Source organism: Colwellia sp. 6_MG-2023 (genome assembly GCF_030547765.1).
Taxonomy (GTDB): domain Bacteria; phylum Pseudomonadota; class Gammaproteobacteria; order Enterobacterales; family Alteromonadaceae; genus Colwellia.
On record NZ_JAUOPP010000044.1, the window covers coordinates 1 to 15,685 of the forward strand.

The 15,685-nt window shown below is 37.7% G+C and carries 14 protein-coding genes and 1 riboswitch; of the genes, 5 read left to right on the top strand and 9 right to left on the bottom strand.

All coding sequences use genetic code 11. The features are described from left to right. Positions 1-403 precede the first annotated feature (403 nt). From Q4503_RS18365 to Q4503_RS18405, 9 genes are all read right to left on the bottom strand, one after another. Complete coding sequence (locus Q4503_RS18365) at positions 404-763, bottom strand: DUF3718 domain-containing protein (protein WP_215972706.1); 360 nt, start codon at positions 761-763, stop codon at positions 404-406. A 60-nt stretch (positions 764-823) separates the two neighbouring features. Then, positions 824-921, bottom strand: a riboswitch (cyclic di-GMP riboswitch). Positions 922-1,181: 260 nt separating this feature from the next. Continuing rightward, positions 1,182-1,838, bottom strand: a complete 657-nt coding sequence (locus tag Q4503_RS18370; RefSeq protein ID WP_303603139.1) for a 3-oxoacid CoA-transferase subunit B — start codon at positions 1,836-1,838, stop codon at positions 1,182-1,184. A 94-nt stretch (positions 1,839-1,932) separates the two neighbouring features. Then, the gene (locus tag Q4503_RS18375; RefSeq protein WP_215972704.1) at positions 1,933-2,631 is read right to left on the bottom strand and encodes a CoA transferase subunit A; all 699 of its coding nucleotides are present in this window, start codon (positions 2,629-2,631) and stop codon (positions 1,933-1,935) included. A 49-nt stretch (positions 2,632-2,680) separates the two neighbouring features. Continuing rightward, on the bottom strand, positions 2,681-3,607 hold the full coding sequence (locus Q4503_RS18380) for a hydroxymethylglutaryl-CoA lyase (protein ID WP_289847532.1): 927 nt from the start codon (positions 3,605-3,607) through the stop codon (positions 2,681-2,683). A gap of 9 nt (positions 3,608-3,616) precedes the next feature. Continuing rightward, positions 3,617-5,644 (bottom strand): acetyl/propionyl/methylcrotonyl-CoA carboxylase subunit alpha, encoded by a 2,028-nt coding sequence (locus tag Q4503_RS18385; RefSeq protein ID WP_303603140.1) that lies wholly within the window; start codon positions 5,642-5,644, stop codon positions 3,617-3,619. Positions 5,645-5,693: 49 nt separating this feature from the next. After that, positions 5,694-6,488, bottom strand: a complete 795-nt coding sequence (locus tag Q4503_RS18390; protein ID WP_303603141.1) for an enoyl-CoA hydratase/isomerase family protein — start codon at positions 6,486-6,488, stop codon at positions 5,694-5,696. 34 nt (positions 6,489-6,522) lie between these two features. After that, positions 6,523-8,130 carry a carboxyl transferase domain-containing protein gene (locus Q4503_RS18395; protein WP_303603142.1) on the bottom strand — a complete coding sequence of 536 codons (1,608 nt, stop codon included), beginning with the start codon at positions 8,128-8,130 and terminating at the stop codon, positions 6,523-6,525. A 56-nt stretch (positions 8,131-8,186) separates the two neighbouring features. Then, positions 8,187-9,356 (bottom strand): isovaleryl-CoA dehydrogenase, encoded by a 1,170-nt coding sequence (locus tag Q4503_RS18400; RefSeq protein ID WP_303603143.1) that lies wholly within the window; start codon positions 9,354-9,356, stop codon positions 8,187-8,189. Between the two features lie 58 nt (positions 9,357-9,414). Then, positions 9,415-9,816, bottom strand: a complete 402-nt coding sequence (locus tag Q4503_RS18405; protein WP_215972699.1) for a MerR family DNA-binding transcriptional regulator — start codon at positions 9,814-9,816, stop codon at positions 9,415-9,417. Between the two features lie 302 nt (positions 9,817-10,118). Here Q4503_RS18405 and Q4503_RS18410 point away from each other — a divergent pair, with 302 nt between their 5' ends. The 5 genes from Q4503_RS18410 (at position 10,119) to Q4503_RS18430 (ending at position 15,483) form a co-directional block, all read left to right on the top strand. Next, positions 10,119-11,303 carry an acetyl-CoA C-acyltransferase gene (locus Q4503_RS18410; protein ID WP_303603144.1) on the top strand — a complete coding sequence of 395 codons (1,185 nt, stop codon included), beginning with the start codon at positions 10,119-10,121 and terminating at the stop codon, positions 11,301-11,303. Positions 11,304-11,319: 16 nt separating this feature from the next. Next, positions 11,320-12,477: an acyl-CoA dehydrogenase family protein gene (locus Q4503_RS18415; protein WP_303603145.1), complete on the top strand. Its 1,158-nt coding sequence runs from the start codon at positions 11,320-11,322 to the stop codon at positions 12,475-12,477. Positions 12,478-12,550: 73 nt separating this feature from the next. Beyond that, positions 12,551-13,690 carry an enoyl-CoA hydratase/isomerase family protein gene (locus Q4503_RS18420; RefSeq protein WP_303603146.1) on the top strand — a complete coding sequence of 380 codons (1,140 nt, stop codon included), beginning with the start codon at positions 12,551-12,553 and terminating at the stop codon, positions 13,688-13,690. A gap of 114 nt (positions 13,691-13,804) precedes the next feature. Further along, positions 13,805-14,692, top strand: coding sequence for a 3-hydroxyisobutyrate dehydrogenase (gene mmsB / locus Q4503_RS18425; protein WP_303603147.1), 888 nt, complete (start codon positions 13,805-13,807; stop codon positions 14,690-14,692). A 29-nt stretch (positions 14,693-14,721) separates the two neighbouring features. After that, a complete protein-coding gene (locus Q4503_RS18430) occupies positions 14,722-15,483 on the top strand; it encodes an SDR family oxidoreductase (protein ID WP_303603148.1) in 762 nt (253 codons plus the stop codon). Positions 15,484-15,685 lie beyond the last annotated feature (202 nt).

A 15,685-nucleotide genomic window follows, 5' to 3' on the forward strand; every position in this document is an offset into this window, starting at 1 on the left:
AAGTAGTAAGGAGAGAGTCTTATCACTCTGTCATCGGGAGTGGGCTAATGTGAACAGCTAATTATCGGAATTGGTATTACAATATTGTTGAACAGTGTTCAAAGGGATGGAAGAACTTCATGGGGGATATAGAAAGAGTAAAAAGTTTATGCACTAGAGATTGGGTTAAACTGGTCGATTAATTAATCCGTTTGGTATTAGATCATACAACTATCACAACTAGTATAAATTGTACTTATAAAAAAGCAGTAGTATTAGTGTAAGGAAAATTAAATAAAAAAAAACCAGCTAAAGCTGGTTTTTTAAAATGACATAGAATTATTAACAATTAATCTTCTACTTGTCACTATTTTCACCTAGGTGATGGAATAATTAAGTAGTTTTCTTATCTGATAATAATTTATTAGCTGCTAACGCGTTCGTTAGCAACATCAATCAATGGTTTCGATCCAGTTTGTAACATTGCTAAGTTAGCAGAAACAACACTCTTTGGTAATTTTGAAATCATCAAAGATCCTGTTTCTACAGAACCGCTTGCTGATGCAAACTCTAATAAGTTCTTACCATTACACTGAATGCCGTCGAAAATACGACGAATCTTTAATTTATTCATTTTCAAAAATGAACGCATGCGTTTCTTGTCATCAGCAGCCACATACTCACATATACTTTGTGCTATGTTAGTAGCTTGTGCTTTAGGTGTCGATACAACAGACGTTAAAGTTAAAACAGTGATGGTTGAAGCTATTAATAATTTTTTCATTTTAGTAACCTTTATATAGATGGATTATTAAAAGAAAAAACCACGGGATGTACCTATGAACGAGGTGACTCCGCTGCCGTAGATTCTCCAGTATTAGAAAATCCCGTAGGCCGGTGGTTTTGCGTCGCATACTTTCATATGCTTTGCCTTTTCTTTGTCAAATAACATTATCTCTAATATTTTAAGGAAATGCAAATATCATTTAGCTTATTGTTATATAAAGAGATAATCTGTTGAAAAAATATTTATTTAGGAAAAAATTTTCATTATTTCAAGTTGAAACAATTTGCTTACAATTTGTCTATATAATTATTACATAAGGGGAGGAGGGAATTTGTAATTCAGGTGCTTTTTATCAAAGTATAACTATTTTAGGTTAAATAATTATACTTTGAATGCTATTCATACAAGCTAAGGGCTAGAACTGCATTTCAGGTGTATTTTCATTTACAACTAATTCACCTTCAGTTAGTTTTATTATTTCCTCTACCGATACGCCTGGTGCGCGCTCTAATAAATGAAATTTACCTTCTTTTATTTCTATATATGCTAAGTCTGTTAATACTTTTTTTATACACCCTTTTCCTGTTAAAGGTAGTGTACAGTTATTTAATAACTTAGATACGCCATGTTTTGATGCATGTGTCATGGTAACAATAATATTATCGGCACCAGCCACTAGATCCATTGCGCCACCCATACCTTTAATTAACTTTCCAGGGATCATATAGGAAGCAATATTGCCATTGACATCAACTTCAAATGCTCCTAGTACCGTTAAATCAACATGACCACCTCGGATCATGGCAAATGACTCGGCAGAATCAAAAAGAGAAGCACCTGTCGCCATGGTAACCGTTTGTTTACCTGCATTAATAAGATCGGCATCAATTTCTTCTTCAGTTGGAAATTGCCCCATCCCTAATAAGCCATTTTCAGACTGTAGCATAACTTCGATACCTTCAGGTACGTAATTAGCGACAAGGGTCGGAATACCTATGCCTAAATTAACGTAATAACCATCTTGAAGTTCTTGAGCTACACGTTGTGCAAGTTGTTCTCTTGAAAGAGCCATAATCTATCTCCTCTAGGGTTTCCGTTAACCTTATTGTTGTGGTATAGACAATAATAGTTAGCTATTCACCCGTTAATTATTATTTAATTTATTCTTATGAGCGAATAGTGCGCTGTTCAATACGTTTTTCGAAGGTGCCTAAAATTAGTCTGTCGACATAAATTCCAGCAGTATGAATTTGATCAGGGTCTAGCTCACCAGGTTCGACTATTTCCTCTACTTCAACAACGGTTATTTTGCCTGCGGTTGCTGCCATTGGATTAAAATTACGTGCTGTTTTTCTAAAAACCAAGTTACCGTATCGGTCCGCTTTCCATGCTTTTACAATGGCGAAATCTCCAGTGATAGCTTCTTCTAGAATATAATGGCGACCGTTAAACTTTCTTTCTTCTTTCCCTACTGCAACAGGTGTTCCATAGCCTGTGGCGGTGAAAAAAGCGGGTATTCCTGCACCACCAGCACGCATTTTCTCTGCTAACGTTCCTTGTGGTGTTAACTCTACATCGAGCTCGCCGGCCATCATTTGACGCTCAAATTCAGCATTTTCACCAACATAAGAAGCAATGATTTTTTTTATCTGGCGATCAGGCAATAAAATTCCTAAGCCAAAATCATCAACACCACAGTTATTAGAAACTAATGTTAAACCTTTTGTACCTTTGCGTTTAATTTCCTGAATTAAGTTTTCAGGAATTCCACATAAGCCAAAACCACCTGCAATTACAGTCATGTTGTCAGTTAGGCCTGCCATGGCTTCTTCATAACTAGCAACTACTTTGTCAAATCCTGCCATTGTTTTCTCCTCGATGCTTTATTCGTTTATTATATTTTTTGCTAACATACTAAGTGTTTTTATTCGCTAAATAAGCATTTGATACTTTTGATATTGGCGCTTTAGCTAGTTTTTCGCTGATATACCAACCAGCTTCAAGCAATTTGGTAAAATCTATTCCTGTTTCTATACCTAAACCATTTAACATGTAAACAACATCTTCAGTAGCAACATTACCTGATGCACCTTTAGCATAAGGACAACCACCTAAACCTGCAATAGCACTATCGACGACCTTAATACCCATTTGAAGAGCTGCGTAAATATTGGTTAACGCTTGTCCATAGGTATCATGAAAATGTACCGCTAGCTTATTTATTGGTACATGAGCACTAACCGCTTGTATCATTTGTGTGACTTTAGCCGGTGTACCAACACCTATGGTATCGCCAAGAGATATTTCATAGCAGCCCATTTCGTAGAGTTTTTTAGCAACTTTAGCAACGTCTTCTGGTGCTATATCTCCCTCGTAAGGGCAGCCTAAAACACATGAAACGTAGCCCCTTACTTTTACGTTGGCTTGTTTCGCTGCATCCATAATAGGAATAAAACGTTCTAAGCTTTCTTTAATTGAGCAGTTAATATTTTTTTGGCTAAAGCTTTCTGACGCAGCACCAAAAATGGCTACTTCATTAACATTGACTGCCATCGCATTTTCAAACCCGCGTATATTAGGTGTAAGCGCAGCATAAGTGACATTATTCTTACGATTCAATGTTTTAAATACTTCAGTAGACGTTGCCATTTGTGGTACCCACTTAGGAGACACAAAACTGCCGCTTTCTACATAACTAACTCCTGCACTAACAAGTTTTTCTATTAAGCTGATTTTATCACTTGCGCTTATTAGCTTAGCTTCGTTTTGTAAGCCATCTCTTGGTCCTACTTCCACTATTTTTACTTGAGTAGGCATAAGAGGGGATAAGATGTTATTCATGCTAGCTCCTTATGCTTCATCATTGACATTTATCTGTTCGCTAAATGCCAATAACTCGGCTCCGCCATCAACCATATCGCCAGCTTGGAAGAATATTTCATTAATGATACCGTAACTGGGGGCTTTAATCGTATGTTCCATTTTCATTGCTTCCATAATAACTAGCGGTTGATTTTTACTAACGGTATCGCCAGCTTTTACTAATACACTAATCATGGTGCCATTCATTGGCGCGGTTAAACCACCATGTCCATTTTCATTATCATGTTGGCCACAATCAGGTAAAATATGAATAAAGTTGAATACACCATTTTCTCTGTATAAATTAATATTATTATTAATAAGACTGACCGTTGTTGTACTACGGTGACCATTGATCGTGGTAATGAGAAGGTCGTTATTTAGGCTACCTTGACAATTAAATTGCTTACCATTCACATTCAGTGAATAATTGACATCAGAGCCGTGGTTTTTTTGTTCAATTTCAACGTTATACTCCGTTTCGTTATGCGCTAGCACGAACGAATGTATATAAGGTTCATTTAAACGCCATGCATTGGCATTGTGCCAAGGTGAATTTGAATCACTACTTTTTAGCGCATCTTTTTGGGTTTTGTGTTGCCTTGTTAAGATGAGGTATAAAGCGGCAATTGGTAATTCGTTTTGTAATAGTTGTTGTTTATTCTTGAAAATAAGCTCATTATTTTTTTCAATAAAACTCGTGTCTATTTCTTCATCTATAAATGGTTGCGATGTTGCTAAGTTATAGAGGAAATCAATATTCGTTGTTACACCATTGATACGATATTCGCTTAATGCTTTGCTCAAACGTGTTAGTGCTTTTTCACGATTCTCATCCCATACAATTAATTTTGCGATCATAGGATCGTAATAAACACTTACCTCATCTCCTTGACGAACACCGGTATCAATACGGACATGCTTACTTTCAACAGGCGTTTGCAATAAGCTTAGCTTACCTGTTGCCGGAAGAAAGTCTTTATTAGGATCTTCGGCATAAATACGGGCTTCAAAAGCATGTCCATTGAGCACTAGTTGCTCTTGCGTTTTAGGTAAGATTTCACCAGCGGCAACACGAAATTGCCATTCGACTAAATCTTGGCCACTAATCATTTCAGTGACTGGATGCTCAACCTGTAGACGAGTATTCATTTCCATAAAATAGAAAGAACCATCAACATCAAGTAAAAACTCAACCGTACCAGCACCTTGATAACCAATCGCTTGAGCTGACTTTATTGCAGACTCACCCATCTGTGCACGTAACTCTTCACTCATACCAAAAGCCGGGGCTTCTTCAATCACTTTTTGGTGACGACGTTGTACCGAACAATCTCGTTCGAATAAGTAAACAGCATTGTTGTGGTTATCACAAAAAACTTGAATTTCAACATGACGAGGCTGAGTTAGATATTTCTCTACTAACATAGTATCGTCACCAAAAGATGACATTGCTTCTCGTTTTGCTGCCGCGAGGCCTTCTGCAAACTCTTGTTCGTTCCATACTTGGCGCATACCTTTACCACCACCGCCAGCGGTCGCTTTTAATAATACTGGATAGCCCATATCATCAGCAGCTTTTTTAATTACTTCATTTGATTGGTCGTCACCATGGTAGCCAGGTACTAAAGGTACGTTGGCTTTTTCCATAATGTTTTTAGCGGCTGACTTTGACCCCATAGCTTCTATTGCAGCTACCGGTGGACCAATAAAGGTAATGTTTTGCTTAGCACAAGAACGACAGAAATCGGCATTTTCAGAGAGGAAACCATAACCAGGGTGAATTGCCTGTGCGCCTGTTTGAATTGCAGCAGCAATAACATTATCGCCTAAAAGATAGCTCTCACGTGATGGTGAGGGACCTATATAAATAGCTTCATCGGCCATTTGTACATGTAAGGCATTTTTGTCTGCATCTGAATAAATAGCTACGGTTAAAACGCCCATACTTTTCGCTGTTTTTATAATACGACAGGCAATTTCACCACGATTAGCAATTAATATTTTATTGAACATGTTATTTCCTCTTGAATTCAGGCCTATAAATAAATGCCATTAATACTTTTTATTTTTGCCAGTTTGGTAAACGTTTTTCAAAAAAAGCATTTAAGCCTTCTTGACCTTCTTCTGATACTCTGATCGCAGCTATTCGCTCACTGGTATTTGTTAGTAACGCATCATCTACGGTTTTAAACGCAACGTCTTGACTGAGTTTTTTTGCTTTTCGTCTAGCTTGACTACCGTTAGCAAGTAATATTGTTATCATTCTTTTGACTTCATTGGTTAAGTCATCAGGATCAACAATTTCGTCAACTAAGCCCAATTGTTGTGCTTTTTCACTGAAAAATCGCTCTGCGGTTTGAAAGTAACGACGACTCGCCTTTAACCCGATAGCATCGACAACATAAGGACTGATAGTTGCAGGAATAAGACCTAATTTAACTTCACTTAAACAGAAGCTTGCTTTAGTGCTCGCAATAACAATATCGCAACAACTTGCTAAACCTACTGCACCACCAAAAGCTGCACCCTGAATTTTGGCTATTGTTGTTTGTGGTAGGAAATTTAATGCTTTTAACATTTGGGCTAGGGCGTTAGCATCTTTCAAGTTATCCTGATAAGAATAGCTGGCCATACGTTTCATCCAACCTAGGTCGGCACCCGCACTAAAGCTTTTTCCGTTTGATGCTAGGACCGTGATACTAATGTCTTCGCGCTTACTAATATCATTAAATATAGTTGTTAATTGTTTTATGATTTCATCATCGAAAGCATTGTGTTTATCTGGATTATTTAAAGTAACGGTAGCAACACCTTGCTCATCTACCGCAAATAAAACTTTTTCATTAGATGTGTTCATATTAATGCGCCTTATTTTTCTCTTAACACCAGTATTACATTCTAAAGATGCCAAACTTAGTATCATCAATTGGGGAGTTTAGTGCGGCTGAAATAGCTAAGCCTAATACTTGACGAGTATCAGCAGGATCTATAATGCCATCATCCCATAATCGTGCTGAAGCAAAGTAAGGGTGACCTTGATGTTCATAATTATCAATAATTGGCTGTTTAAAGGCTTGTTCGTCTGATTCACTCCAAGTTTCACCCAACTTTTCTTTTTTATCACGTGTTACTTGTGCCATAACACCCGCAGCTTGTTCGCCACCCATGACGGAGATGCGTGCATTTGGCCACATAAATAAGAAACGAGGATCGTAAGCTCTACCACACATACCATAGTTACCGGCACCAAAGCTGCCACCTATCAGAATAGTAAATTTAGGTACTTGTGCTGTTGCAACAGCCGTGACCATTTTGGCACCATGTTTTGCTATACCACCTGACTCATATTGTTTACCTACCATAAAACCGGTGATGTTTTGTAAAAATACCAGTGGAATTTTTCGTTGAGCACATAATTGAATAAAATGCGCACCTTTCTCGGCTGATTCACCAAAGAGCACTCCATTATTGGCGACAATTCCAATGGGATAGCCGAATATATTAGCGAAGCCACATACTAGGGTATTACCATAGAGTGCTTTAAATTCATGGAATTCACTGGCATCCACCAGGCGAGCAATAATTTCTCGTACGTCATAAGGTTGGCGAGTATCTTTTGGAATAATGCCGTAAATATCTTCGCTAGGGTATTCAGGCTCAACAACTTCTTGTATATCAATATTGATAGGCTTTATGTTATTTAAATTTTTAATAGCAGAGCGTGCAATCTTAAGTGCATGATGATCATTTTGTGCATAGTGATCGGTAACACCTGAAGTGCGACAATGTACATCTGCACCACCTAAATCTTCAGCACTAACAACTTCGCCTGTTGCTGCTTTAACAAGGGGAGGTCCGGCTAAAAATATTGTGCCTTGTTCTTTAACAATAATAGATTCATCAGCCATTGCTGGCACATAAGCACCCCCTGCAGTACATGAACCCATAACAACCGCAATTTGTGGGATGTTTTTAGCTGACATATTGGCTTGATTAAAGAAAATACGTCCAAAATGTTCCTTGTCTGGAAAAACATCATCTTGATTTGGTAAGTTAGCTCCGCCAGAATCTACTAAATAAATACAAGGAAGATTATTTTCTTGTGCGATAGCCTGTGCTCTAAGGTGCTTTTTTACTGTTAGTGGATAATATGTGCCACCTTTTACGGTGGCGTCATTAGCAACTATTACACATTCTTGACCGCTAACACGACCAATGCCAGTGATAATACCTGCACTAGGCACATCATCATCATAAACTTTGTAAGCGGCGAGTTGTGAGAACTCTAAAAAGGCAGCGCCCTCATCAATTAATGCATTGACGCGATCACGAGGTAATAATTTTCCTCGGCTAAGATGGCGCTCGCGAGAACGTTCGCCACCACCCAGTTTTATTTCACTAATCTTTGCACGTAAATCATCAATTTGTGCTTGCATGTGAGCAGCATTATCTAAGAAATCTTGACTGCGAGTGTTTATTTTTGAAATTATTTTTGCCACGGGAAAGCCTTATTATTTAACGAAGTAGTTGGATTAATTAACAATAAAACAAATGATTACTTTGATTCGTTGAACAACTCACGCCCGATCAGCATTCTTCGAATTTCTGACGTACCGGCGCCAATTTCATAAAGTTTAGCGTCACGTAATAAACGTCCTGCAGGAAATTCATTGATATAGCCATTGCCGCCAAGTAATTGAATTGTATCGAGCGCCATTTTGGTGGCTAGCTCTGCTGCATACAAAATAACGGCAGCGGAATCCTTACGTGTCGTTTCACCGCGATCACAGGCTGCTGCAACCATATAAGCGTATGATTTTGCGGCATTCATTTGCGTATACATGTCAGCCACTTTACCTTGTACTAATTGAAATTCTCCAATTGATTGGCCAAATTGTTTTCTGTCATGGATATAAGGTACGACTAAATCCATGCAAGCATCCATAATGCCTAACGAACCACCAGATAAAACAACACGTTCATAATCTAAACCTGACATTAGCACACGCACACCTTTACCTTCATGACCTAAGATGTTTTCTGCAGGCACTTCACAATCTTGAAATACGAGTTCACAAGTATTAGAGCCACGCATGCCTAATTTATCGAGTTTTTGATGACGGGAAAATCCTGGGTAGTCACGTTCAACGATAAAAGCAGTAATTCCTTTTGAACCTGCACTAGTATCTGTTTTAGCGTAAATCACATAAACATCAGCATCTGGACCATTGGTAATCCACATTTTATTGCCATTAAGAATATATTTATCACCATCTTTCCTAGCAGAGAGCTTCATACTAACAACATCACTACCCGCGTTAGGCTCGCTCATCGCCAATGCGCCGATATGTTCGCCAGTACAAAGTTTAGGAAGGTACTTTAGTTTTTGTTCATGGGATCCATTTTTGCGCAGTTGGTTTAAACATAAATTAGACATAGCGCCATAACTTAAGCCGACAGAAGCAGAAGCTCTACTAATTTCTTGCATAGCAACGATATGCTCTAAGTAACCTAAGCCAGAGCCGCCATATTCTTCTTCAACGGTCATCCCTAATAACCCCATGTCACCAAATTTTCGCCATAAATCACTTGGAAATTCATTATCTATGTCTATTTGTTCGGCGCGTGGTGCGATTTCATCACGAGCAAAAGCATTCACTTGATCGCGTATCATATCGACGGTTTCGCCTAAGTTAAAATTAAGTGAGTTAAATGAAGAGATCATAGATTTTTCCTTTTTTAATTTGGTTAACTAAAGTGGTTTATTTATTATTAGTGTTTTTCTATTTTGTTAATTTCGTTAAAATGTTTTGACAATTTTCTTCTAAATCATTTAGCTCAATTAATACATCGTTAATATCAGCAAGTTGTTGTTCTAATGATTTTTTTTTGCTTGCGATTAATTCCATCATACTTGATAACTGTTTTGCACTAGACTTATCAGCGTCATACAGTTCAAATAATTTTCCTGTTTCAGCTAATGAGAAGCCTAGGCGTTTACCACGTAATATTAATTTAAGCCTAACTCTATCTCTTTGGTTATAAATGCGAGTTTGTCCCTTACGTGAAGGCATAAGTAAGCCTTGATCCTCATAAAAACGAATACTTCGCGTAGTAATATCAAACTCTTTTGATAATTCTCCAATCGAGTAGTTAGTCTGATTTGGTTTGTTTTTTATATTCATCTGGTATTGATTACTTGCAATTATTGTTAAAATAACTCTACAGGAAGTTTACGTTAACGTAAAGTGGGTTTTTAAGTAATGTCATCATAATATTTAAAATTAGTTTTAATGTTAGCTTAGTTATTTGGGTTTGAGCTTTTTGTACTCTTTGTTTTACACACAGTAACGAAATAAATACGACGTTGTAAATAAGAGTAAAGACTAGTACTAAAGTTTACGTTGGCGTAAACGTTATATTGTTGTAGGCTATTTAGCTTAATATTATTAAAATTAATATCATCTTTCTTATTTTGGAGATTATCATGTCACAGAGTGATCCTATTGTAATTGTTTCAGCATTAAGAACCCCTATGGGTGGTTTTAGCGGCTGTTTTTCAAATGTTACAGCACCCGAACTTGGTGCAACCGCGATAAAAGCTGCTGTAGCTCAAGCGAAATTAAGCAATGATCAAGTCGATGAGGTCATCATGGGGTGTGTTTTACCCGCAGGTTTAAAGCAGGCACCAGCGAGACAAGCAGCTATTGCCGCGGATTTATCTTTATCAACGGTTTGTACTACTATTAATAAAGTGTGTGGATCAGGTATGAAAGCTGCAATGCAAGCTCATGATGGATTACTTGCAGGCTCAATTGAAGTTGCCGTTGCTGGCGGGATGGAAAGTATGAGTAATGCTCCTTATCTTCTACCCAATGCTAGATCTGGGATGCGAATGGGGCATGGTCAAGTAATCGATCATATGATGCTTGATGGTTTAGAAAATGCCTATGATGGTATTTCTATGGGCTGCTTTGCACAAGAAACTGCTGATGAGGCAGGTTTTAGTCGTGAAGCGATGGATGAGTTTGCTATCCGCTCTTTATCTCGTGCTAACGCAGCGATTGAGTCAGGCGCTTTTAAAAATGAAATAGCACCCGTCACTGTAATAAATAGACGACAAGAAACTATCATAGATACAGATGAACAACCGGGTAATGCTCGCCCAGAAAAAATACCTTCATTAAGAGCCGCTTTCAAAAAAGATGGAACAATAACTGCGGCGAATTCTAGTTCAATTTCTGATGGTGGTGCAGCACTAGTTATGATGAAGCTATCAACTGCGCAAGCGCATGGTTTAACGCCGCTTTGTAAAATAGTGGCCCACGCTACTCATGCACAAAAACCAGCTGAATTTACGGCGGCACCTGTAGGTGCAATGACAAAATTATTAGAAAAAGCAGGTTGGGCAGCAGATGATGTTGATTTATTTGAAATCAATGAAGCGTTTGCAATGGTAACTATGCTCGCGGTTAAAGAGATGAGTTTAGATATTAATAAAGTTAATGTTCATGGTGGAGCATGCGCATTAGGTCATCCACTAGGTGCTAGTGGGGCACGCATTATGGTTACTCTGATTCATGCTTTAAAAAATAAAGGCTTATCCAAAGGTGTTGCTTCTTTATGCATTGGCGGTGGTGAAGCAACGGCCATTGCTTTGGAAATGTTATAATTAATTAGGAAATATTATGAATTTTGACTTAACTGAAGATCAACAAATGTTTTCTGATACCGCTAAGCAATTTAGTGATAGTGAATTATTACCTAATAGTGCTAAATGGGATCAAGAAAGTATTTTCCCAAAAGACGTTATTGCTAAAGCTGGTGAATTAGGCTTCTGCTCTTTATATACACCTGAATCAGCAGGGGGGTTAAATCTAAGCCGTCTGGATTCCTCTATAATTTTTGAACAATTAGCTATGGGGTGTACGGCTACCACTGCCATGATGACTATTCATAATATGGCAACATGGATGATAGCAACCTGGGGCAAGGACTCTATAAAGGATACCTGGTGTCCATCATTAGTCACAGGTGAAAAGCTTGCTTCTTATTGTTTAACCGAGCCGGGGGCTGGATCTGATGCGGCTTCATTAAGAACATCAGCAAAAAAAGAGGGTGATAATTATATCATCAATGGCTCTAAAGTTTTTATTTCGGGGGCCGGCGCTACAGATGTTTTAGTTGTAATGGTACGTACCGGTGGCGAAGGTCCTAAAGGTATTTCAGCAATTGTTATCCCTGCTAATTTAGATGGTATTATTTATGGTAAAGCTGAACACAAGCTTGGCTGGAATGCTCAACCTACGCGTCAAATTACCTTTGATAATGTAAAAGTTCCTATTGAGAATTTGTTAGGTGATGAAGGTGACGGTTTTTCAATGGCAATGAAAGGTCTTGATGGTGGTCGTATTAATATTGCAACTTGTTCTATTGGCACGGCACAGCAAGCTTTAAACATTTCAATGGAATATATGAAAGAAAGAGAGCAATTTGGTAAACCTATTGCTGCTTTTCAAGGCTTACAGTTTAAATTAGCGGATATGGCAACGGAATTAGTTGCTGCACGTCAATTGGTAAGATTAGCGGCTTATAAATTAGATAAAAATGATCCAGAGAAGACAGCTTATTGTGCCATGGCAAAACGTTTTGCCACAGATATTGGTTTTCAAGTTTGCGATGCTGCACTGCAAATTCATGGTGGTTATGGTTATATTAAAGAATACCCATTAGAACGACATTTTAGAGATGTGCGTGTCCATCAAATTCTTGAAGGTACGAATGAAATCATGCGTGTCATTATAGCTCGTCGCTTATTAGCTGAAGCTGCTGGACAACTGCTTTAATGAATTTTTAAGACTAAATAGTACTTAAAAAATAAGCTATGGCTCGGGATCGAAAAGTAAGTAGGAATTTTATATGACTCAAGTAGTAAATTTTCATGAACTTAATTGTGATAATGGTAAGACAATAGCGGTAATTACCTTAAATTCACCAAAATCATTAAACGCGTTAAGCGCTGACATGATCGAGTTACTCTATCCAAAATTAAAGCAGTGGCAAACACAAGAAAATATTGCTGCTATTTTTTTACAAGGTGAAGGAGAAAAAGCTTTTTGTGCTGGTGGTGACATCGTACATATGTATCAAGCGATGAAAAAACTAGAAACGCAAGAAAATTCAGATGGTTATTCTTCAGAAGTAATAGAGTATTTTACCAAAGAATATCAACTAGATTACCTTATCCATACTTTCAATAAACCTTTTATCGTATGGGGAAGTGGCATTGTTATGGGAGGAGGGCTAGGGCTAATGGTTGGTGGTAGCCATCGCGTAGTGACTGAGAGTTCTCGCATTGCAATGCCTGAAATCAATATTGGTCTTTATCCTGATGTGGGAGGAAGTTATTTTTTAAATCGTATGCCAGATAGCTGTGGGTTATTTTTAGGCATTACTGGCGCCTCTATCAATGCAGCCGACGCTAAATATTGTCATTTAGCAGATTATTTTGTGGCAAATGATAATAAAGATGCATTTATAAAGCTGTTAACTCAACTAGATTGGCAAGAGTCTTCAAAAGCTAACCATGAAAGTCTTACTAATCTTTTGTTAAGTTTCGAGCAAGACTCAGCGAGTTACTTACCTGATAGTAAACTTAAGGAGCACAAGGCCTTAATTAATCAAGTGACTAGTTTTGATAACCTTAATGATATTGTCAAAAGTATATTAACTGCTGAATGTGAAGACAAATGGTTTAATCGAGCACAAAAATCATTAGCGCATGGTAGCGCTTTGAGTGCCTCTATTGCATATAGACAGCTGCAAGTAGGTAAATCATTATCTTTGGCTGACTGTTTCCGAATGGAGTTAAACCTGTCCGCTAAATCAGGCAAGTTTGGTGAATTTGTTGAAGGTGTACGAGCACTTCTTATTGATAAAGATAATTCGCCTCAATGGCATTTTGACTCTGTTGCTACTGTTGATAATAAAGTAGTGGATTGGTTTTTTGAATCTAAGTGGGCAAAAGAAGAGCACCCGCTAGTCAATTTAGGCCTTTAGTTATTGAGAAATAAACGACTTAAGGTTTAGTTACTAGGAATAAATTCAAAAGAATAAAATGTTAAATACTGTTTATTTCAAAAACTATCATTATAAAAATATAAGGAAAGAACAATGGCAAATATAGCATTTATCGGTTTAGGTAATATGGGGAGCCCTATGGCGATTAACTTAGTTAAAGCAGGACATCAAGTTTGTGTCTTCGATTTATCTGAGCCTGCTGTAGCGCAAGTTGTTGATGAAGGTGCAACGACTAAAGCAAGTGCAATAGAGTGTGTCAAAAATGCTCAATTTATTGTTTCTATGCTACCTGCAGGAAAGCATGTTGATGGGGTCTATTTATCACCTGAAACCGGGTTAATTAACCATATTGAAAAAGGCAGTATAGTTATTGATTCTTCAACTATAGATGCTGCAACATCACGTAAAGTAGCTTCAGCATTAGCAGGCCAAGGTATTAATTTTGTTGATGCTCCAGTATCTGGTGGCGTTGGCGGTGCAGTTGCTGGCACATTAAGCTTTATGGTGGGAGGATCTATTGATGAGTTTAACCAAGTAGAGCCCATTTTAAAAACTATGGGTAAAAATATTTTCCATGCAGGTGATCATGGCGCAGGGCAAATAGCCAAAGCCTGTAATAATATGTTGTTGTCTGTATTAATGATTGGTACGAGTGAAGCATTACAATTAGGTTTAGCAAATGGGCTAGATGCGAAGGTTTTATCTAACATTATGAGTGAAAGTTCAGGCAGTAATTGGACATTAGATGTTTATAATCCGTGCCCGGATGTAATGGAAAATGTTCCCTCATCAAACGATTATAAAGGTGGATTTATGGTTGACTTGATGGCAAAAGACTTAGGTTTAGCTATGGATACAGCAGTTGATAGTCAATCATCAACTCCTATGGGGGCATTAGCACGTAATTTGTATGTAATGCATGCGGCGTCGGGTAATGGTGGAAAGGACTTCTCCAGCATATTTAACCTATTTAACAAATAACTATTAATAAAGTATAAATAGAGAATATTATGAACTTAGAGAATAAAACAATTGTCATTACTGGTGGTGGTCAAGGTCTAGGCCGTACAATGGCAATTAACTTTGCTCAAGATGGAGCCAATATTGCACTGATTGATTTAAATGAAGCATTATTACAAGAAACAGTTGCCCTTATTGAAGAAAAAGGCGTAACAGTTAAATACTATTTAGCAAATGTAAGTAATGAAGAGCAAGTTGAATCGACATTTAAAAAAATTAATGAAGACTTTAATGGTATCGATGGCTTAATTAACAATGCAGGTATCTTGAGAGATGGTATGTTTGTTAAAGCTAAAGATGGTGTAGTAAGTAAAAAAATGTCATTAGCGCAATTCCAATCTGTTATTGATGTAAATCTAACGGGTGTTTTTCTGTGTGGTAGAGAAGCTGCAGTACATATGATTGAGTCTGGTCGTAAAGGTGTCATTATTAATATGTCATCAATCGCACGTGGTGGAAACATAGGACAAACTAATTATGCTGCAGCAAAAGCTGGTGTGGTTGCTATGACAACAACATGGGCAAGAGAGTTAGGGCGACATGGTATTCGTGTTGGTGCAATAGCACCCGGTGTTATACGTACAGCTATGACTGATGCGATGAAACCGGAAATGCGAGATAGATTAGAAAAAATGAAACCTGTTGGGCGTCTAGGCGAAGCAGAGGAGATTGCACATACTGCAAAATACATTTTTGAAAATGATTTTTTTACTGGCAGAGTGGTAGAAGTTGATGGTGGATTGGCAATGTAAGCCAGTAATGTCATTGTTTTGAGTGTTTATTGTCTTAATTGAACAACCTTTGAACACTTAAACGTTAAATAATAAATAAAGTCAAAAATAATGATATTTATGCTTGACCCAATAAGATAAGTCTATACAATGCGCTCCAGTTCCAAGGGGTTCAGGCAAAACGAATCATCAACGGGCTGTTTTAATAAGTTATCTACTTTCA

Excerpts from the sequence above, each read along its gene's own strand:
- Q4503_RS18365 (WP_215972706.1), bottom strand. The coding sequence starts at position 763 with ATGAAAAAATTATTAATAGCTTCAACCATCACTGTTTTAACTTTAACG.
- Q4503_RS18370 (WP_303603139.1), bottom strand. The coding sequence starts at position 1,838 with ATGGCTCTTTCAAGAGAACAACTTGCACAACGTGTAGCTCAAGAACTT.
- Q4503_RS18375 (WP_215972704.1), bottom strand. The coding sequence starts at position 2,631 with ATGGCAGGATTTGACAAAGTAGTTGCTAGTTATGAAGAAGCCATGGCA.
- Q4503_RS18380 (WP_289847532.1), bottom strand. The coding sequence starts at position 3,607 with ATGAATAACATCTTATCCCCTCTTATGCCTACTCAAGTAAAAATAGTG.
- Q4503_RS18385 (WP_303603140.1), bottom strand. The coding sequence starts at position 5,644 with ATGTTCAATAAAATATTAATTGCTAATCGTGGTGAAATTGCCTGTCGT.
- Q4503_RS18390 (WP_303603141.1), bottom strand. The coding sequence starts at position 6,488 with ATGAACACATCTAATGAAAAAGTTTTATTTGCGGTAGATGAGCAAGGT.
- Q4503_RS18400 (WP_303603143.1), bottom strand. The coding sequence starts at position 9,356 with ATGATCTCTTCATTTAACTCACTTAATTTTAACTTAGGCGAAACCGTC.
- Q4503_RS18405 (WP_215972699.1), bottom strand. The coding sequence starts at position 9,816 with ATGAATATAAAAAACAAACCAAATCAGACTAACTACTCGATTGGAGAA.
- Q4503_RS18410 (WP_303603144.1), top strand. The coding sequence starts at position 10,119 with ATGTCACAGAGTGATCCTATTGTAATTGTTTCAGCATTAAGAACCCCT.
- Q4503_RS18415 (WP_303603145.1), top strand. The coding sequence starts at position 11,320 with ATGAATTTTGACTTAACTGAAGATCAACAAATGTTTTCTGATACCGCT.
- Q4503_RS18420 (WP_303603146.1), top strand. The coding sequence starts at position 12,551 with ATGACTCAAGTAGTAAATTTTCATGAACTTAATTGTGATAATGGTAAG.
- mmsB (WP_303603147.1), top strand. The coding sequence starts at position 13,805 with ATGGCAAATATAGCATTTATCGGTTTAGGTAATATGGGGAGCCCTATG.
- Q4503_RS18430 (WP_303603148.1), top strand. The coding sequence starts at position 14,722 with ATGAACTTAGAGAATAAAACAATTGTCATTACTGGTGGTGGTCAAGGT.